The organism is Priestia sp. USM5 (assembly GCF_058323215.1).
In genome coordinates this window covers 2,407,311-2,425,685 of sequence record NZ_JBSGKN010000001.1, presented here as the reverse complement: position 1 = coordinate 2,425,685, position 18,375 = coordinate 2,407,311, and the positions used below count along the sequence as shown (strand labels likewise).

The following is an 18,375-nucleotide window of genomic DNA, read 5'->3' as shown; positions in this document are numbered from 1 at the left end:
ACCTAGTACACACATCATGATTTTGGGTAGATGAAGGGAGGCAGACTATGTTCGATTTAGATATTCGTAGTCGTAAGCCGATATACGAGCAATTAGTAGATAAATTGAAAGAGCTTATTATTCATGAAGTCTTTAAGGCCGATCAAAAGCTTCCATCTGTTCGGCTGTTAGCAAAAGAATTAACGATTAATCCAAATACAATTCAAAAAGCGTATCGTGAACTAGAACATCAAAACTATATTTATTCAGTTCCAGGCAAAGGAAGTTTTGTAACGCCTCAAGTTGATACACTAAATAACGAGAAGGTGAAAAAGATGAAAGAAGAATTAGTAAAGCTGTTGGCAGAAGCTATGTATTTAGGAATGGACAAAGATGAAATTCTATCACTTATTTCACAGGCTGAAAAAGCAGTAAAAGGAGGAAGCGATAGTGATTGAACTGAAGGCGATAAAAAAAGAGTTTGAAGAAATGGAAGCTCTAAGAGACGTCACGCTTTCTATAAAAAAAGGATCTATTTACGGACTGCTTGGCTCCAACGGGGCAGGGAAAACAACGCTATTAAAAATCATTGCAGGTATTTACAAGCAGGATCACGGAAAGATTGCCATAGACGGCGAGGAAGTATTCGAAAACGTTGGTTTAAAAGAACGTATTATTTTTATGCCAGATTCTCTTTATTTTTTCCCTCAAACAACGATTAAGCAATTAGCGTCTTTTTATAGAAGCGTCTATCCGACTTGGAACGAAGAACGGTTCCAAAAATTAAAAGAAGCTTTCCCAATTCAATTACATAAAAAGGTACATAGAATGTCCAAGGGAATGCAGCGTCAAGTAGGATTTTGGTTAGCGCTGTCTGCTATGCCTGATGTACTTATCTTAGATGAGCCGCTCGACGGTTTAGATGCGGTAATGCGTCAAAAAATCAAAAACCTTCTTGTTCAAGACGTGGCAGAACGGGAAATGACGATTTTAATTTCGTCACATAACCTGCGAGAAGTGGAAGATCTGTGTGATCATGTAGGCATCTTGCATCACGGTCAATTATTAATTGAAAAAGAGCTGGATGATTTAAAGTCTGATGTGCACAAAATTCAAGTTGCATTTGAAGGAGATGTGCCGCTAGCGCTTTATGACACGCTAGACATTTTATATCAAGAAAAACGAGGAAGCGTCTTGCTTTGTATTGTTCGAGGAAAAGAAAATCACTTAGTAAACAAAGTCCGATCGTATAAGCCTTTAATTTTTGACATCTTGCCACTTACGCTGGAAGAAATCTTTATTTATGAAATGGGGGATGTGGGTTATGCAATCGAAAACATCATCGTTTAACCGCGGCATGTGGATTCAATCCATGAGAAACGTGGGATGGATTGGTGCTTTATATACACTTGTTCTTTTATTTATTTTGCCACTTCAAATTATTCTGAGGTATACAGGTGAAGTTAACGAAAATGGAATGTATACAGAAAAATTAAAGAATCTGTTTGAAGTTGTTGGAAGCCTTCAATTTTTGTTTATGTTTACTGTTCCTGTGGTGCTAGCTATATTTTTATTTCGATATATCCAAACAAAATCAGCCGCTGATTATATTCATAGCTTACCAATAAGCAGAGGTGTGCTATTTTGGCAAAACGTATTATTAGGAATTGTATTATTAGTTTTACCCGTTATTATTTCAGCCATCGTCCTTTTTCTTATTAAAGATTCAGTAAATGTTGACGATTTATATACGCTAAAATTAATTCTACGATGGGCTATTGATACTATTATTTTGAATATCTTTGTTTTTTCTGGGGCCGTATTTGCAGGTATGTTCACAGGTATGTCAATATTGCAAGGTGCGTTTATATATATATTATTCATTCTTCCGGCTGCGCTCGTTCAGTTTTTTATTATGAATGTTAAGTTTTATTGGTATGGGTTTGCTACAACATATTATTCAGGGGAAAACTTACAAGATTTGGTTCCTTTTATCCACATTATAGATCTATTAGATAGTGGAAAAGAAAGTTATCTCAGTCTAGTAATATATGCAATTGTAGCTTTTGTACTTTGTTTCATTGCGTTTATTGCATATCGAAAGAGAAGTTTAGAAATCGCTACGCATGCAATCGCTTTTAATTGGTTAAAACCTATTTTTATCTATGGACTGACCACATGCTCATTATTATTATGGGGGATGTACTTCGGAGAGATGAAGGATTCTTTTAAGTGGCTTATTTTTGGTTATGTTTTTGGATCTTTATTAGGGTATCTCCTTGGACATATGATTTTAGCTAAAACATGGCGTGTGTTTGATAAATGGAAGGGCTACTTATTGTTTGTGGCAGCAGCCATCATTATAGGTATAGGCTTGAAAGTGGATGTTTTTGGTTACTCTAGTTACTTACCAAGTCAAGAAAATATTCAATCTGTATATTTTGATGAAGATGATTACTCCTTAACAGATAATCCTAAAAGTCATGATCCAGAGAATGGTGACTATTATAGACCACCTTACTATTATTCTGATAAAAATACCGTTAATTTTATACGAGCATTGCATAAACAAATTATAAAAGATCAGCCTAATATTTCTAAAAGAGAAATACAGTCTGGAGATGCTCGTGAAATAACATTTGCTTATAATTTAAAAAATGATAAAAAAGCTGTTCGACAATATGCAATAAGGGAAGCTGATTATAAAGCTTTTTATAAACGAATTATAGAAACACCTGAGTACAAAAAACATTCTTTTTATATTTTAGAACCTGATAATAAAAATATGAGGTATGTAAAAGAAGTTCAAATTAATGCAATGTATAAAAGTGGCGAACCTATTGTAATTAAAGATCCAAACAAAATTAAAGATTTAAAACAGGCAATAAGAAAATCCATACAAAATCAAACGTATGAAGATACTCAGAGTAACCAACAAAGCTGGTCTAGCATTGACTTTATGGATGGAAATGGACGAAGTGTAGACTCCATACCTTTTGAGAAATCATATAAAGAAGTTGAAAAGTGGCTCAAACACGAAAAAATGTTCGAAGATGCTCGAGTGATGCCAGAAGACGTTTCAAATATTGTAGTTTTAAAGAATAAAGATCACGAAATTCTTCAAAATGCATGGGTAGACACGCCCTCTATTCTAACTAAAAGAAAAGGTGCGTTAACTATTAAAGATTCCAAACAAATCAATTATTTTCTTTCGCATACAACCATTCAAGAACAAGGGGATTATATAGTTGTTTTCCGTTATAAAAATTCAAGTCCTGAAGTTCAAATGTTTGATGCTAACATGATTCCAACAGAACTAAAAGAAAAACTAAAATAACAAGGGAGAACTTACTATGTGCGGCGAGGAATTACAAGATTATTTAAATCAGGTGCTGGCTTATTTATTAAAAAATGGTGTGAATAGACAAGACGCCGAAGATATTACGCAAGAAGTAGCATTAAAATATTTAGAAAAACAAGAAATGGTCGATCCTGAAAAAATAAAAGCTTGGATGTTTCGCGTCGCATTAAATAAACGCTGTGATTTAGGAAGGCGTAAAATAGTGAAAGACCGCTATACGTCTTCTTACAAAGAAGAACCCGTTATGTATACGCCTATTCAGCAGGTCCTCAGAAATGAAGAAGCGGCTGAATGTCAGGCGATTTTAAATCAATTGAATCCTAAGTATCGCAATTTGCTTCTATTAAAATATGGATTAGGATTTAAATATGAAGAAATTGCCGAGTTATTAAATATGCAGATGACTACGTTAAAATCAGCTCTTTACCGCGCGCGCAAATACTTTGTGAAGGGATATAATGAAGTCATTTAATATAAATGAAACAGCAGTAGTTTGTGAAAAAGAACTTTTTTACACAAACTACTGCTGTTTTTTTCGTATTTTTCTTCTTTGGACGGCATAGATAATCAAACTGATCGCACAAAAAGCTAAAGTGATCTCAATCACATCAGTATAAGAAGATGTCGTATTAAAAAAGGAACCGAAAATAAATAAAGCCAGCGTCCAAATGAAACCAAAAGAAAATGAGACTTTAATGTAATGACGATGCTTCATTCCGCTTGCCCCTAGAAAAAAAGGCATCACATGTCGCATTCCTGGTAAAAAGTAGCTTGCGATGATGGCGTGAGATCCATATTCTTGAATCGTTCGCTCAACTTTCATAACATTCTTTTCCCATCGCGGGCGTTTTAATAGCGCAAGCGCCTGAGCTGAAAAAAGACTGGCTATCAAAAACTTGAGGTATAAGCTAAGCATCATGCCGCTGTAGGTAAGTATAAAAGCTGGAATATACTGAACGGATGGAGACGTAGCCTGGCTGCCTGCAAGCATAATATATACTGGGTCAGGAATAGGAGTAAGGTTGGCTCCGACTAAAATGATAAAAAAGAAATATCCGTAGCCTAATTGGTTAATGGCTCCGATAAGCTGATCAATCACGTTTTCTTCCTCCTTTCTTCATTAGAATACGAGAGAGTGACACACAGTGTTCGCTCAAAATAAAAATAAAGTATAGGTACGCACAACTTAGGAAAAAAGAGTTATAATAAATAAGAATGTACGTTCTTCTTTCGGGGATTAATTATACAGAAAGAGGTGATAGTATGAAAATGATGTACCCTAAAAACGGCAAAGTTATTCTTCATATTGATGCTAATGCTTTTTATGCATCTGTTGAAACCGCACATGATCATACGCTCAAAGATAAGCCTCTTGCTATTGCTGGCAATCCAAAAGAACGAAGAGGAATTGTTGTAACCTGTAACTATATTGCTCGTAAACGCGGAGTGTATGCGCCTATGCCTCTTTGGGAAGCGAAAAGAAAATGCCCCGAGCTGGTTGTTATAAAGCCTAATTTTCCATTATATCGCCAAGTGTCCAAAAACATGTTTGATTATTTAGTAACCATTTCACCTCTTTTAGAGCCCGCTTCAATTGATGAAGGCTATTTGGATATTACAAACTGTGCTGAATTAGGCTCTCCTCTTGACATAGCAAAGTCCATTCAGCAGCATTTAATACAGACGCTGCAAATTCCTGTGTCAATTGGAATCGCACCGAATAAATTTTTAGCCAAAACGGCAAGTGATATGCAAAAACCTTTAGGAATTACCGTTCTTCGAAAAAGAGATGTCCAAACAGTTCTTTGGCCAAAAGCCGTAGAGGAAATGCACGGAATCGGTAAGAAGACAGCTGAAAAGCTAAATGCGATTAAGGTGGTGACGATCGGTGATCTAGCAAATGCCGCTCCCGGTCTTCTTAAACAAACTCTCGGAGTAAAAGGAGAAGTTATGAGAGACCGAGCGTGGGGCCAAGATGATCGACAGGTGAACCCTGATCGCCAATCACAGTTTAAATCAATTGGAAACTCTACGACGCTATCTCAAAATGCAGTAGATGAACATGAAGTTCTGCCTATTTTAAATAAACTATCGCACTCAGTGAGTTCTCGTATGAAAGCGAAAAAAGTTGTAAGCAAAACGATTCAGTTAACGATACGATATAGTGATTTTAAAACCATTACTCGAAGCCAAACTATTTCTAAAGCAATTAGCGAGCCAAACGATCTTTTTCATTACAGTGCGGTATTATTTCAAAAGCATTGGAACGGAGAACCGATTCGTTTATTGGGCGTAGCTGCTCTTCAAGTGAGTCACCAGCTTCAAGAAGAAGAACAGTTGGATTTGTTTACATACGGAGAACAAGCAAAAAAAGAGCCTTTATACAAAGCGGTCGAAAGTTTGCGTGAAAAATATGGAGATAACATTATTCAAAGCGGTTTAAAAAAACAAAGAGGAAAAGAAGAGAGGTAACTCTCTTTTTTTGTATAAAATAATAGGTTTACACTCATTATAGAAGGGGAAGTACATTACTATCACGGTAATCAAAGTGATTACAAAATGAATTTGATTGCGACTTTTTTAATTGTCTGCAATGAAATTACATAAAATAATCTATGAGGTGATCTTATGTCAGACGCACTATTTACATCTAAAGCAACAGCGGTTGGAGGCCGAGATGGTCGAGTTAAATCAGATGATGGTATTATTGATTTAACCCTTGTAAATCCTTCTCCAAATAACAAAAAAGAAGGAACAAATCCCGAGCAGCTGTTTGCAGCAGGATATTCTGCTTGTTTTGACGGCGCTTTAAATTTAATCGCTAAGAAACAAAAAAAAGACATTGATTCGTCTATTACTGCAGAAGTAAGTCTACTAAAAGACCACACTGATGATGGATTCAAAATTGGCGTGGTGTTAAACGCTCATATTAAAGGCGTTTCACAAGAAGTAGCTGAGAAGCTAGTAGAAGATGCACATCAATTCTGCCCGTATTCTAAAGCAACGCGCGGAAATGTTAACGTAACGTTAAATACAACGGTTGAGTAAATAAAAAAACGCTTGGATTTTTCTGAAATCCAGGCGTTTTTTTTTATGTGCAATTTTATATGGTCTATTTTTGATTGTACGTATGCAGTGATTGCAGTAACTCCTGCAGCGTTTCTTTCAGCTTTTCTAATTCTCCCTGTGACTTATTTGTCATGCTAAAAACTTCTTCTGGAATATGACAAGCTTTATCACGTAATTTTTTTCCTTTTTCGGTTAAACTAATAAAAACAACGCGTTCATCTTCATGAGAACGCTCACGAATCACTAATTCTTGATCCTGCATTCTTTTTAGCATAGGAGTAAGGGTGCCTGAATCCAAATACAGAAGTTCGCCCATTTTTTTCACGCTGAGTGTTTCATGTTCCCATAAAACAAGAAGGGCTAAATACTGCGGATAGGTTACTCCTAATTTATCGAGCAGCGGCTTGTACACCTTTGTAATTTCTCGAGACGTGGCGTAAATTGAGAAACAAAGCTGATTTTCTAGCTGCAGCTGCTTATAAAGTTGTTCCATTCATGTTGCCTCCAGTCTATTGCTTTTTATTTAATTATACACAATTAAATAGGGGTGTCCAATAACGCTGGATGAAAAAGTGATCAAGCTGTAAATAAAAAATGGGAATTTTACATATACTAAGAAAAAAAGGGAGCTGTGCACATGTATTTTGCAAAAAAAGCCGTAGAAGAAGAAGTAGATCAAATGATGGATACGACTGTATATGCGTGTCAATCTGAATCATGTAATGGGTGGATGAGAGAAGATTTTGTTACGGTTGATTATAACTGTCCGATGTGCGGAACAGGAATGTCGCAGGAAGTACGCGAGCTGCCGAAAATTAAGTACGACCACCAATTTTATAATAAATAAAAAAGAAGCAGCTGCTTCTTTTTTATTTTTCACTAAAATTTCATTAAGGTGAGCTAGACTAAGAACCAACATACGATGAAGGTGAGGAATATCAGAATGAATCAAGGGAACTTTTTGAAAGGTTTATTTTGGGGAACCTTATTTAGTATTCCTATTTGGATTTCATTGTTTGGCTGGTTCCGCATTTTATCACATCTTGCATAGTTTCGTTTTATAAATCGTCATACGCGCCCTTATCTTTCTATTTCCGCTATAATAAGGGTGATAGAAAAAATAAGGAGCTGTTCTCTATGATTCAATACAAAACGGAGCAAATGACGGTTTTTGAAAGCGCGCTATTTCAAACAACATCTGCAGTGATTGAAACAAAAGACTGTGTGATTGTTGTTGATCCAACATGGCTTCCTCACGAAATTAATGAAATTAAACAGCATGTTCAAGAGATCTTAAATCATCGCAAGCTGTATGTATTTTTTACTCACGGAGATTTTGATCATGTCATTGGGTATGGCGCTTTCTTAGAATTAAATGCCACCTTTATCGGCAGCAAATTTTTAAAAAATCATCCGGACAAAGAAGAAAAAGTTCAAATGATTAAGCAGTTTGATCATGACTATTATATAAAAAGATCTCATGATATTATATTCCCGGAGCTGGATATTGTGGTAACCGAAAATGAACAGCACATTACCTTAGGTGAAACATCTATTACCTGTTATTTTGCAAAAGGTCATACAAACGATGGACTATTTATGATTGTCGATAATTCAATATGGATCGCAGGGGATTATTTATCGGACTTTGAATATCCGTACATATATGAAAGTGTAAACGATTACCTCGACACTCTTGCTACTGCGCGACACATTTTAGCTAAGTACCAAAATCTAACACTAGTTCCCGGACACGGAAAAACGACACATCACCGAGCTGAAATTCAAAGACGAGTGGAGATGGCCAGCTCTTATTTAGATGAACTGCAAGCTGCAGTGAAAGAAGACAGTAAAGAAGCGCTTGATAAGCTAAACGACAAATTGGCATTCCCATCTGATTTCACGGCACAATGTCATCAGAAAAACGTTGAAATTATGAAAAGAGAATTGCTGTTATAGAAATCGAGTGTACAGTCATCCCGTTGATATTAAAAGTAAGAAACCGCATCTTCTGTTGGAGATGCGGTTTCTTACTTTCCTTTATTTATCAATTTAATGAAACTTTTTCCTTTTATATCCGTTTATATAAATAAGAAGTTATTTTATTTGTAAAGGAGTATGGCAATGGGGAAAAACGGTTGTGTAAAATGCGGACATACAGAAGCAAAAACAAAAGAAATTGCTACAACGGGAACGGGGCTGTCTAGATACTTAGACGTTCAGCACAATCAATTTACTGTGGTATATTGCACGAGCTGCGGGTATTCAGAGCTATATAATAAATCATCTTCAAGAGGCAGCAATATTATTGACTTATTTTTTGGAGGATGAAAATGAGTATCGACCTTATTGAAATTGATAAAGACCGGCACGCTTCCTATTTAAACCTGCTATTAATAGGGGATGAAGACGAAAAAGTAGTGAAGTCGTATATAAATGAAGGTTCCTTATTTACCATTGTGTATGAAAAGAAGGAGATAGGAGTTGTGCAGTGCCTCACCGATGAAGAGGAGTCGGCAGTAGAAGTAAAGAATATCGGTTTAAAAGAAGCATACAGAGGAAAAGGAATCGGCAGCAAAGTCATTAAAAAGTTAGAAGTACTGTATGAACGTAACCAATATTCTAAAATGATTGTAGGAACAGCGGACTCCAGTCTTGAAAACATAGCATTTTATAAAAAGGCAGGCTTTTATCAAAGCGGTGTCAAAAAGAATTTCTTTTTGCAGTACGTTCCACCGATTTACGAGAATGGCCTGCAAGCTATCGATATGATTATGTTTGAAAAGAAATTAAAAAGCAGAAGCGACTAACACGCTTCTGCTTTTAATGATTAATCTAAAATTTGAAGTTTTACCGTTTTGCGTCCCCAATTTAAAGCTGAGCTTTGAGATGCCATAAATAAATCAACGCGAGTACCTTTAATGGCACCGCCAGTATCTCCAGCAATTGCTTCTCCGTAACCTTCTACGTATACGCGAGAACCTAATGGAATCACGCGAGGATCAACTGCAATTACTTTTCGATTAGGATTTGACCTTAGGTCGATGCCTGTAGCAGTGATTCCGCTGCAGCCCGCACAGTAAGCAGTATAAGCTGTTGCTTCAACCGTAATCTCTTTCGAAACCGACTTACTTTCTTGCGCTGGAGCAGGTGCCGGCGTTGAAGTTGACGGTGTTGAAGTTGACGGTGTTGAAGTTGACGGTGTTGAAGGAGTAGCAGGTGATGGCGTTGATGGTTTCGCCTGAGCTGCAGCTTGTCCGCCTACTTGTAGCACTTGATTAATGTAAATCGTATTAGACGATAAGTTATTCCACTGTTTTAATTGAGAAATTGAAATGCCGTGTCGCTGTGCTACGCTCCACATTGTATCTCCAGGCTGAACTTTATAACTTTTACTGTTGCTAGGAGCCGGGGATGCCTGCGTTTCGTTTGTTTTTTCTTGTACAGGTGCTGAAGGTGATGATGAAACTGTTCCTGTTCCATTTATTTTTAATACTTGATTCACATAAATTAAATGACTAGATAAGTTATTCCACTCTTTTAGCTGCTGTACAGAAGTACCGTTGTTTTTAGCGATACGATAAAGCGTGTCACCTGATTTTACTGTATATGTATGATTTGAAGATGTTGTAGTTGGAGTTGAACTAGATGAAGAGTCAGTAGATGTAGATCCAATTTGTAATGTTTGGTTTGCATAAATTAGTGTGGAAGAAAGACCATTCCACTTTTTTAAGTCTTCAACTGTTACATTATGCTGCTGTGAGATGCTGAATAACGTTTCTCCAGCTTTTACTTTATGCGTGTCTGTGTCAGCCGATGCTGCGTCTGCAATTCCAATTGATACTAAAGCTGTGGCCCCTAATGTAAAAATGTGTTTTTTCATCTAATAATTCTCCTTTATTTCCAATAGTTGTCTCTTATTCTATCAGCAATATGTAACAAACTCATGACAAAATGGTAGGTTTTATATTACAAGTTTGTAACAATACGTCTAAAAATATAGAAAAAACGTAGTTTTTTTACGATTATGATGAAAAAAGTCTTAATTTGTCTGGAGAGATAGACTAGTAAAAAAGGTATTCTGCTTTTATAAAAATGAAGAAGAAAGAAGCTATGCTATATTCAAATGACATGATAGAATAGACAAGTTAGAAATGAACGGATAAAAAGGGAGTTAGACATCTATGGAAAAACGCTCTATCTCTTCATATTTAAAAGCATGGGTGCGCGCACTTTCAATTGAGATTAATTATATGAAGAAACACGGCGGAGAAAAGCATACGGTAGGAAAAGGAGAGTACTTAGGGCAGCAGGGAGATGCGTATCTTTACCGGTTTGAACGCACAGCCGATTTATACCTTTTTGATGGAGCTCAGGTACGCCTTGTCCACCAGCATAAAGAAAGTAAAGGAGAAGTTATCGGAACGGAAGGATTTGATTTGTACCTTAAAATAGATGCGTTTATTGGACAAGAAGTAGACGAACTCGATATATATAACGAACCATGGGAATTATTGCAGGCGCTCATTGATAGACTGACGGAAGCAAAAGACTATAAGCAAAAAATAGTAAGAATCAAACGTCTTATGAGAGGCGATAGTCCTGTTCGCCATAAAGAGTATACGTCTAAGAACGCTCTTCATGAAGTGTTGCTGCGAGCGCGTTATAACCGTACTACTTATATTTGGGGGCCTCCTGGAACAGGGAAAACATATACGCTGTCCAAAATCGCGGCAAGCTATTACCGGAAATCAAAGCGTGTCCTTTTATTATCTCACAGTAATGCAGCGGTGGACGGTTTGCTGCAAGAAACTGCACGTCAGTTAAAAAAGAAAGAAGCTTGGAAAAAAGGAAAACTCATTCGATACGGAGCAACAAAAAGCAGCGGCTTAGAAAATATAAAAGTAGAAGAAGTCATTGGAGAAGATGATCCGGATTTAGCTCAGGAGATGCGTGATTTGCAAGAAGAACGAGTTTACTTAAGCAGATATCCCAATAGAGCTCACCAGCTTCAGCAAGTTAATAAAAAGCTAAACGCCCTTCGTAACAAGTGGATTGAAGCGGAGAAAAATGTTTTTGATCAAGCGTATATTGTAGGCACTACTTTATCAAAAGCGGCTATTGACCGATTACTTTATCAAAGTGAATTTGATATGGTTGTGGTAGACGAAATTAGCATGGCATATGCACCGCAAATTGCTTTTGCAGCTACGTTAGGGAAAAAAATTGTCGTATGCGGCGATTTTAAACAGCTTCCCCCGGTATCTCAATCTTCTCATGCTGAAGTGAAGAAGTGGCTGCAGCGAGATTTATTTGAGCAGACGGGTCTTGTAGAGCAAGTAGAAAGCGGTGAGATCCATCCGCATCTTTTTATGTTGAAAAAGCAAAGAAGAATGCATAAAGATATCTCAGCTTTTACAAATCGCTATATTTACAGCAATCGAGTAGGGGATCATCCATCTGTCACAACAAGTCGAGAAGTAGTAGCAAGCAGCCGGCCGTTTGCTCATGAAGCAGCGCTTATGCTTAACATTGGTCAGTTGCATTCTTCCGCTATGCGAGATGTCGCTTCCGGTTCACGCTATAATGTGATAACAGCTGTTTTGGCGGTAAGTTTGATACTGCGGGCACGCAAAGCTTCTTCGGCTACTATTGGCTATGTGACTCCTTATAAGTCTCAAGCTAAATTGATTAATGCATTTCTTCAAGATATTGAACCAGCCAGCGATATAATCGCAGCAACCGTACACAAATTTCAAGGCGCGGAACGAGATATCATGATTTTTGATACGGTCGATACAAAGCCGCAGTCAAAACCAGGTTTACTTTTAACAAATGAAAATAGCGACCGATTGGTAAATGTAGCGGTGACGCGTTCAAAAGGAAAATTTATGATGCTTTCAGACGAGTCGTTTGTCCAGCAGCGTGTACCAAAGGAGCGAGCGTTATGGAAGTTGGTCAACCACTTTAACGAAAATCAAAAAGTATACCAACCTCAGCAATTTTTAAAAGAAGTCATTCAGCATCGGAAATTGATTTGGTACCATCCATCGAACAGCAGTCAGTTAAAAAAAGATTTATATCAAGCTCGGCAGCAGATTTTATTGTGTATTCCTTATGCTTCGCTTGTTCCTCAAGAAATACGGGAGATGTTACATTCATTTAAAGGTGAAGTGACCGTTCTTACTCGTGAACCAAAAGAAGTTCGAATTGACGGTGCTCATGTCATTTCATCTGCTGTTCCGATGTCACTGCTTATCATCGATGAATCCACTATATGGATCAATATGCCTTACGGCGGAAAAAATGAAGCGTTTATGGCAGCTAGAATTGAGTCAAAGCTAGGCGCTAAACAGCTTATTCGGTCAATTGATTTTACAGAAGATAAAACAAGAAATCAAGAAACAAAAATGCATATAGAAACAAATAAACCACAATATTCTTTGAGTAATTACCTTCGCAGCTGGGATCGCTGTGAATCCTGTCAGCATATGCGAGAAGTAGAGATAACAAAAAAAGGAAAAGTAAGGTTTATTTGCTATTATTGCGGGAAAACAAGTGGGGCAACACGTTTATTAGTGGAAAAATATTTAAACTACGTACATGCTGTATGTAGAGCATGCAAGCAGCCGATGAACGTAGAGTATGATGAAAATAAAGGCGTCTACGCATGTTGTCCATCGTGCAAAAAAGAAGTTTTGCCTAGAGATCTATTGTAACTTTAGGAAAAGGGCGTGATCTTATCGTTTACTCTCGTAGTGTAGCGGCTTTAGCTGATTGTTTGCTAGAAGGAGACGTTCAAAAAAGCTGGCTGCTCATTGCTATATATATAGAAGAAGGCCATTCTTCAACTGACGTATATACGTTTCTGACAGAAGCGATGTATGAGATAGGGAAAAGGTGGCAAGAAAATAAAATTTCAGTCGCGGACGAGCATTTGGCTACTGCAACCTGTGACTATGTGTTAACTCGCTTTCAGCTATCACAGCATCAATTGCTTCAGCGTAATCGAGCACTTCTTTTTTGTATTGAAGGAGAAGAGCATTACTTAGGCATTAAAATGATTGCAGGACTTATGAGCGAACACGGATGGGAAGTTAAAAACTTAGGAGCAAACTTGCCGCTGCCGTTCGCTCTAAAAAGCATTGAAAGATGGGATCCTGATGTAGTATGTTTGTCCGTCTCACAAGTGCATTTGCTGCCTGATTTACAAAAATACATTGCTGAGATTGAAAGCATGTCGCAAAGTCCTCTTGTATTAGTGGGCAGCAGGCTTCTCAGCACGCATGATTTATCGGCTTCAGGATCTTCAAAAACTATATTCATTAATCATATTCAAGCTTTTAAAGACTGGCTTCTAATCAACAATAAAGAAAGTTCGACGCAAGATAAAATGTTAGTAATGGGGGAAGAAATATGATCAGTTTGCCGATTCAACACATTCCGGTTCCAATGTTTTTACTCAATAAAGACAACGAAATAATTGAATTTACACCAAGCGTCACGAAAAATTTCCCGCCTGTTCAGAACTTTTTAGATCTAGTTGATGAAGACAGCCAAGAAAAAGTAAAAAGAGCACTCCAGGGAAAGGAAGAAGTGCAAATCGAAGTAAATATGCGCACGTTTTCCAACCCGGTTGCTCTTTTTGATTTTCATTTTAAGCCTGAAGCGTACCATTCGCTGCATGCTGTTTTCTGCTATCCTATTCATGAGCATATGATGAGTGTTCAATCAACCCTTCAACAGTTTCGCTCTATACTTATGCAAGACTCACCACAAGTGAACCAAGGTTTTTCGGTCAGAGAAACAGATGTAGAAACGGCGAAAAAAATGCAGCTAGTTGATCTTCAGCGTCATTTTCGAGAAATGAAAACAAATGTGCTAACCATTCAAGACCTCCTAAGTATTATCCGCTCCGACGTAATTGAAGCAGGAAAAGGAGAGTATATTGAATTGGTCTCTACACATTTGTTTGACATTCAAGATTTAATTAATCAGGAGCTTGACTGCTTAAGACAGAAGAACAAAGTACATTAAGAAAGCGGCAATCGGATTTCTACCGTTGTTCCTTTGCCTTCTTCACTATCATACGAAATGCTTCCTTTATGATTACTAATGATTTTATGACTCACCATCAATCCTAATCCTGTTCCTTTTTCTTTTGTTGTATAGAAAGGCTCGCCAATTCGTGTTAATCGATCTTTCGGCATGCCTTTTCCTTCATCTATCACTTGGACGACTACTTGATTTGTATCTGGATCAAATTTAGATACCACTAGAATAGACCCGGGGTCATCCATCGCTTCAATAGAATTTTTCACCATGTTGATAAATACTTGTTTCATATCTTTTTCAATACAATGAACAACAGGTAATTTTTCTTCAAAATCCGTTGAAATAGTAATGTTTTTAAGAATGGCCTGTGTATGCAGCAGTGTACATACGTCTTGAAGAATTAAATTTATCTGCTTATTTTCATATTTTACGACTTCGGGTTTGGCTAGAATGAGCAGTTCGCTAATAATCAGCTCTAAGCGATTAAACTCGGACATCATGACATCCATATATTCTTTTTTATACGTTTCTTCTTGCATCATAAGCTGTAAAAAGCCCTTTAATGATGTAAGAGGGTTTCGTATTTCATGGGCAATGCCGGCAGCCAGCTGTCCAAGTGCTGACAGCATCTCTGAATTTTTGAGCATCATTTCCGACTGTTTGCGCTGTGAAATGTCTTCACTTAAACCAATGTAATGGATGATTTCATCTTGATCATTTTTAACAGGCATTAAGGCTAACTGTTCCCAAACGGTTTCTCCGTCTTCTTGAACGTAGGAAATTTCTCCGTTCCATTTTTCTCCTCTGTATACTTCATTCCAAATTTTAGGGAATCTTTTAACGCCTAGCTTTTTTGTATATAAGTCGTAGAGGTGCAGCCCAAATACTTCTTGCGGCGCATGCTTTTGCTCCATGAATTTTTGATTAATGTACTTAATTTTACCTTGATGATCGGTAATGAAAATGCCCGTAGGACTGTGAGCTACTGCAAATGATGTAATAGCCAATTCTTCATTTGATCGTTTAATTTCTGTAATATTAATAAACGTGATAACTACACCGTTAATTAAATTCTCATTCGTACGATAAGGCATCATTTTCATGCTATACCATTGGTTATCGTAGCTTTGAATTTCTTTTTGAAGGGTGTTATTTGTTCTTAAAACGTGCATTGCGTCCTCGATTAGATGGTCATATCTAAAGTTATGCGAAATATGAAAGAAAGGTCTTCCGATATCTTGATGAAGAACGTTGATCACTGTTTTCGTTTCCGGCGTAAATAATTTAATATTCAGTTGCTCGTCTAAAAAGATGGTAGCAATAGTTGTACTGATTAATAAATTATCAATATCGTTGTTTAAGTCCGTTAATTCTTCAATCTTTCGCTCGTACTGGTTGTTAACACTAATTAACTCTTCATTAACAGACTGCAATTCCTCATTTGTGGACTGCAGCTCTTCGTTGGAAGCAATCAGTTCTTCGTTCGTGGACTTTAGCTCCTCATTTGCTGTTTCTAGCTCTTCAATCGTCGTTTGCAAATGCTGCTGAGTGTAATGAAGCTCTTGCTCTAAATCTACTACAAGCTCACTAATAGAGCTTGTTTGATTAAGAAACATGGGCTCTTCCTTATCAATAATGGCACTATCTGTCTGTTCATCAAACATAAGTAAGTAAAGAGAGTGATTTGTTGGAAGGGCAGATATCGTAATATTAAAACGGCGCTGCACGTTGTTTATGACAAATTCAATGTGCTGACAGCATACGCTCATACCTTGCTCTTTTACGCGTTTAATAGCTGCTCCAATGGCTAAAGAGACGTGAACGGGAACCATTTTGAAAATGGTATAATTAATCTTCCCCACAGGAACGTTAATAAGCTGAGTCGCTTCTTTTGAACAAAATATCACTTCATTGTATTCATTTAATACAAGACAAGGGCTCATAAAATGATCAATCATTGACTGATACATCTCATCCAATTTAAGCGAAGGAAGAGGCTTATAAAGTTGACTTGGCAGCGGTACGCTAGAAAAATCACCTTCATGCAAGCTGGATTTTGAAAGATTAAAAGCTCCTGTAATTTGTCGGCTGGGCTGCCCCGAACGTTTAAATATTTTCCACTTACTGTTGATAGGGCGGAACAAATCAGACAAATTTCCCGTTGTTTCACTAGGGCCTAAAAAAAGTACGCCTTCTTCTGTCAAAGAAAAATGAAAAAGAGACAGAATGCGCTGCTGCAGTTCAGCTTGGAAGTAAATCATCATATTTCGACAGCTGATTAAATCAACGTTTACAAAAGGCGAGTCTTTTCCTATATTATGCGGGGCAAAAACAATCATTTTACGGATTGTTTTTTTAACTTGATAACCACCATGTTTTGTTTGCTCAAAATATTCATTAATCTGAGCTGCTGAGAAGGAATGAACTTCCGCTTCTTCATAAATGCCTTGACTCGCTCTTTTGATTGCATGACGATCGATGTCCGTAGCAAAGATTCGGACATTGAAATAACGGTTGATTGTTGATAAATAGTCATGAAACAAAATAGCTAATGTATATGCTTCTTGACCAGTAGAACAACCTGCTACCCAGATGCGGATTTCATCTTCTTGGCTATGAATCTTTCTTTCAACTAATTGAGGGATGACTTGTTCTTCAATAATAGAGAATGCTTCTTTATCTCTAAGAAATTGCGTCACTCCAATCAGCAGGTCTCGCTGCAGTTCGACGATTTCTTCGGCTTCCTTACATAAATAGTCCCGGTACTCTTCCATCGTTTGAGAGGGCGGATCGAGTAAAGCCATTCTTTTTTCAAGTCGTCGCAGCACCGTGTTTTTTTTGTACATAGAGAAGTCGATGCCTGTTTTCTTCTTTATTAATGAATAAATGTATTGCAGCGTTTCTTCATTATATGTAAATTCAGTTTGGCTGACATGCGTTTGCACAAGGTCAGGCATATCAGCAGGAGAAAGAATATAATCAGCAAGGTGTGCATCAATAGCGCTTAGGGGCATATCTCTGTACTTTGCTGTGCTTTCATCTTGTACAAGTACAGTTCCGCCATACTCTCTTATCGTTTTTGCTCCTCCTGTTCCATCATTTCCTTTTCCCGATAAAATAATGGCTGTGCACCGGTGTTTTTTTGCAGCGGCCAGAGAATGAAAAAAGGCGTCAATCGGATACTTTACCTGATCATTTTCTTCATAAGGACGAAGGCGAAGAGTATGATCCACAACGGTCACATAATGATGGGGAGGATTTAAATAAATTGTGTCTTCTTGTAAAGTCATCCCGTCTTGTGTCAGTTTGATATTCATTCCTGTTTTTTTTGCTAAAAGTTCTGGCATAAAACTTTTATATTTAGAGGAAAGGTGCTGTACAATAATAAACGCCATTCCATTTGGTGAAGGCATATTAGCGAAAAACTGCTCAATAGCTTCTAACCCTCCGGCAGAAGCGCCAATTCCCACAACGTGTAAATCCTGTTTCTCTATTCCTTCTGAAGACGATGGAACTGTAGAAAACGAGTTGTTCTTCATAATAGAACCTCCAATAATGTTTCGACACTTCCTAGATTGTATGTCGTTTTGTTTATTTTAATGTCGACAGCACAGCGTGGTTTACATCAAAAGTAAATTTTTCAAAAAAAACCAAGATGCTGGTACATAGGTTCATTTTAGCAAACCTATTATATTGTTCAAATAACGTTTTCAAAATTCCTCTATTTTTCGCAAAAAAATTTTAAAGTCCAAACTATATAGTATGCCCCGATTTTCCTTATATAAACGTATTTTTATAAAAAAAATCGTTTTTTTTTGCAGAAAAAAATATTTAAAAAAGTTTTGTTTACGCTTACATGCGCATAAGGTTATACGCTCAAGGAGGAAAAAACCGGTTAAATTCAACTTGAC

The 18,375-nt window shown here is 37.2% G+C and carries 17 protein-coding genes; 13 read left to right on the top strand and 4 right to left on the bottom strand.

Annotated features, from left to right (window positions below; genetic code table 11):
- Nucleotides 1-47 precede the first annotated feature (47 nt).
- From ACWATA_RS13155 to ACWATA_RS13140, 4 genes are read left to right on the top strand one after another with little or no spacing between them, the layout of a single operon-like run.
- Entirely contained in the window at nucleotides 48-437 is a 390-nt protein-coding gene (locus ACWATA_RS13155; protein WP_013083081.1) for a GntR family transcriptional regulator, read from the top strand.
- Nucleotides 430-1,329 (top strand): ABC transporter ATP-binding protein, encoded by a 900-nt coding sequence (locus ACWATA_RS13150; RefSeq protein WP_028413411.1) that lies wholly within the window; start codon nucleotides 430-432, stop codon nucleotides 1,327-1,329. The genes ACWATA_RS13155 and ACWATA_RS13150 overlap by 8 nt, the downstream gene beginning before the upstream one ends.
- Complete coding sequence (locus ACWATA_RS13145; protein ID WP_473049909.1) at nucleotides 1,304-3,316, top strand: DUF6449 domain-containing protein; 2,013 nt, start codon at nucleotides 1,304-1,306, stop codon at nucleotides 3,314-3,316. Before ACWATA_RS13150 ends, ACWATA_RS13145 begins: the two co-directional genes overlap by 26 nt.
- Before the next feature lie 16 nt (nucleotides 3,317-3,332).
- Nucleotides 3,333-3,812: an RNA polymerase sigma factor gene (locus tag ACWATA_RS13140; protein ID WP_028413409.1), complete on the top strand. Its 480-nt coding sequence runs from the start codon at nucleotides 3,333-3,335 to the stop codon at nucleotides 3,810-3,812.
- Between the two features lie 48 nt (nucleotides 3,813-3,860).
- On the opposite strand, the gene ACWATA_RS13135 is transcribed toward ACWATA_RS13140, so the two are convergent.
- Nucleotides 3,861-4,439 (bottom strand): DedA family protein, encoded by a 579-nt coding sequence (locus ACWATA_RS13135; protein ID WP_014460178.1) that lies wholly within the window; start codon nucleotides 4,437-4,439, stop codon nucleotides 3,861-3,863.
- A gap of 164 nt (nucleotides 4,440-4,603) precedes the next feature.
- On the opposite strand from ACWATA_RS13135, the gene ACWATA_RS13130 reads away from it, so the two are divergent.
- Nucleotides 4,604-5,812, top strand: a complete 1,209-nt coding sequence (locus ACWATA_RS13130) for a DNA polymerase IV (RefSeq protein WP_047751006.1) — start codon at nucleotides 4,604-4,606, stop codon at nucleotides 5,810-5,812.
- Between the two features lie 156 nt (nucleotides 5,813-5,968).
- The gene (locus ACWATA_RS13125) at nucleotides 5,969-6,388 is read left to right on the top strand and encodes an organic hydroperoxide resistance protein (protein ID WP_016764045.1); all 420 of its coding nucleotides are present in this window, start codon (nucleotides 5,969-5,971) and stop codon (nucleotides 6,386-6,388) included.
- A gap of 64 nt (nucleotides 6,389-6,452) precedes the next feature.
- Here the strand turns inward: ACWATA_RS13125 and ACWATA_RS13120 are convergent, their stop codons facing one another.
- Nucleotides 6,453-6,902: a MarR family winged helix-turn-helix transcriptional regulator gene (locus tag ACWATA_RS13120; RefSeq protein ID WP_014460175.1), complete on the bottom strand. Its 450-nt coding sequence runs from the start codon at nucleotides 6,900-6,902 to the stop codon at nucleotides 6,453-6,455.
- Between the two features lie 144 nt (nucleotides 6,903-7,046).
- On the opposite strand from ACWATA_RS13120, the gene ACWATA_RS13115 reads away from it, so the two are divergent.
- The 4 genes from ACWATA_RS13115 (at nucleotide 7,047) to ACWATA_RS13100 (ending at nucleotide 9,219) form a co-directional block, all read left to right on the top strand.
- A complete protein-coding gene (locus ACWATA_RS13115) occupies nucleotides 7,047-7,256 on the top strand; it encodes a cold-inducible protein YdjO-related protein (RefSeq protein ID WP_014460174.1) in 210 nt (69 codons plus the stop codon).
- Nucleotides 7,257-7,546: 290 nt separating this feature from the next.
- A complete protein-coding gene (locus tag ACWATA_RS13110; RefSeq protein ID WP_473049908.1) occupies nucleotides 7,547-8,368 on the top strand; it encodes an MBL fold metallo-hydrolase in 822 nt (273 codons plus the stop codon).
- Between the two features lie 165 nt (nucleotides 8,369-8,533).
- Complete coding sequence (locus tag ACWATA_RS13105; RefSeq protein WP_016764047.1) at nucleotides 8,534-8,740, top strand: zinc ribbon domain-containing protein; 207 nt, start codon at nucleotides 8,534-8,536, stop codon at nucleotides 8,738-8,740.
- A 2-nt stretch (nucleotides 8,741-8,742) separates the two neighbouring features.
- Nucleotides 8,743-9,219 (top strand): GNAT family N-acetyltransferase, encoded by a 477-nt coding sequence (locus ACWATA_RS13100; RefSeq protein ID WP_034266012.1) that lies wholly within the window; start codon nucleotides 8,743-8,745, stop codon nucleotides 9,217-9,219.
- 20 nt (nucleotides 9,220-9,239) lie between these two features.
- Here ACWATA_RS13100 and ACWATA_RS13095 read toward each other — a convergent pair whose 3' ends face one another.
- Nucleotides 9,240-10,292, bottom strand: coding sequence for a 3D domain-containing protein (locus ACWATA_RS13095; protein ID WP_473049907.1), 1,053 nt, complete (start codon nucleotides 10,290-10,292; stop codon nucleotides 9,240-9,242).
- A 301-nt stretch (nucleotides 10,293-10,593) separates the two neighbouring features.
- On the opposite strand from ACWATA_RS13095, the gene ACWATA_RS13090 reads away from it, so the two are divergent.
- Genes ACWATA_RS13090 through ACWATA_RS13080 form a run of 3 tightly spaced genes read left to right on the top strand, consistent with a single transcriptional unit; the run spans nucleotide 10,594 to nucleotide 14,446 of the window.
- Nucleotides 10,594-13,128, top strand: coding sequence for an AAA domain-containing protein (locus ACWATA_RS13090; RefSeq protein WP_473049906.1), 2,535 nt, complete (start codon nucleotides 10,594-10,596; stop codon nucleotides 13,126-13,128).
- On the top strand, nucleotides 13,122-13,829 hold the full coding sequence (locus ACWATA_RS13085; RefSeq protein WP_308012831.1) for a cobalamin B12-binding domain-containing protein: 708 nt from the start codon (nucleotides 13,122-13,124) through the stop codon (nucleotides 13,827-13,829). The genes ACWATA_RS13090 and ACWATA_RS13085 overlap by 7 nt, the downstream gene beginning before the upstream one ends.
- Nucleotides 13,826-14,446: a hypothetical protein gene (locus ACWATA_RS13080; protein ID WP_033578942.1), complete on the top strand. Its 621-nt coding sequence runs from the start codon at nucleotides 13,826-13,828 to the stop codon at nucleotides 14,444-14,446. The genes ACWATA_RS13085 and ACWATA_RS13080 overlap by 4 nt, the downstream gene beginning before the upstream one ends.
- Here the strand turns inward: ACWATA_RS13080 and ACWATA_RS13075 are convergent.
- Nucleotides 14,443-18,003 carry a CheR family methyltransferase gene (locus ACWATA_RS13075; protein ID WP_154991364.1) on the bottom strand — a complete coding sequence of 1,187 codons (3,561 nt, stop codon included), beginning with the start codon at nucleotides 18,001-18,003 and terminating at the stop codon, nucleotides 14,443-14,445. The genes ACWATA_RS13080 and ACWATA_RS13075 overlap by 4 nt on opposite strands.
- Nucleotides 18,004-18,375 lie beyond the last annotated feature (372 nt).

Bases quoted from the DNA above. Each gene is read 5' to 3' on its own strand.
- ACWATA_RS13155 (WP_013083081.1), top strand. From the start codon at position 48: ATGTTCGATTTAGATATTCGTAGTCGTAAGCCGATATACGAGCAATTA.
- ACWATA_RS13145 (WP_473049909.1), top strand. From the start codon at position 1,304: ATGCAATCGAAAACATCATCGTTTAACCGCGGCATGTGGATTCAATCC.
- ACWATA_RS13140 (WP_028413409.1), top strand. From the start codon at position 3,333: ATGTGCGGCGAGGAATTACAAGATTATTTAAATCAGGTGCTGGCTTAT.
- ACWATA_RS13130 (WP_047751006.1), top strand. From the start codon at position 4,604: ATGAAAATGATGTACCCTAAAAACGGCAAAGTTATTCTTCATATTGAT.
- ACWATA_RS13125 (WP_016764045.1), top strand. From the start codon at position 5,969: ATGTCAGACGCACTATTTACATCTAAAGCAACAGCGGTTGGAGGCCGA.
- ACWATA_RS13120 (WP_014460175.1), bottom strand. From the start codon at position 6,902: ATGGAACAACTTTATAAGCAGCTGCAGCTAGAAAATCAGCTTTGTTTC.
- ACWATA_RS13115 (WP_014460174.1), top strand. From the start codon at position 7,047: ATGTATTTTGCAAAAAAAGCCGTAGAAGAAGAAGTAGATCAAATGATG.
- ACWATA_RS13110 (WP_473049908.1), top strand. From the start codon at position 7,547: ATGATTCAATACAAAACGGAGCAAATGACGGTTTTTGAAAGCGCGCTA.
- ACWATA_RS13105 (WP_016764047.1), top strand. From the start codon at position 8,534: ATGGGGAAAAACGGTTGTGTAAAATGCGGACATACAGAAGCAAAAACA.
- ACWATA_RS13100 (WP_034266012.1), top strand. From the start codon at position 8,743: ATGAGTATCGACCTTATTGAAATTGATAAAGACCGGCACGCTTCCTAT.
- ACWATA_RS13095 (WP_473049907.1), bottom strand. From the start codon at position 10,292: ATGAAAAAACACATTTTTACATTAGGGGCCACAGCTTTAGTATCAATT.
- ACWATA_RS13090 (WP_473049906.1), top strand. From the start codon at position 10,594: ATGGAAAAACGCTCTATCTCTTCATATTTAAAAGCATGGGTGCGCGCA.
- ACWATA_RS13080 (WP_033578942.1), top strand. From the start codon at position 13,826: ATGATCAGTTTGCCGATTCAACACATTCCGGTTCCAATGTTTTTACTC.
- ACWATA_RS13075 (WP_154991364.1), bottom strand. From the start codon at position 18,003: ATGAAGAACAACTCGTTTTCTACAGTTCCATCGTCTTCAGAAGGAATA.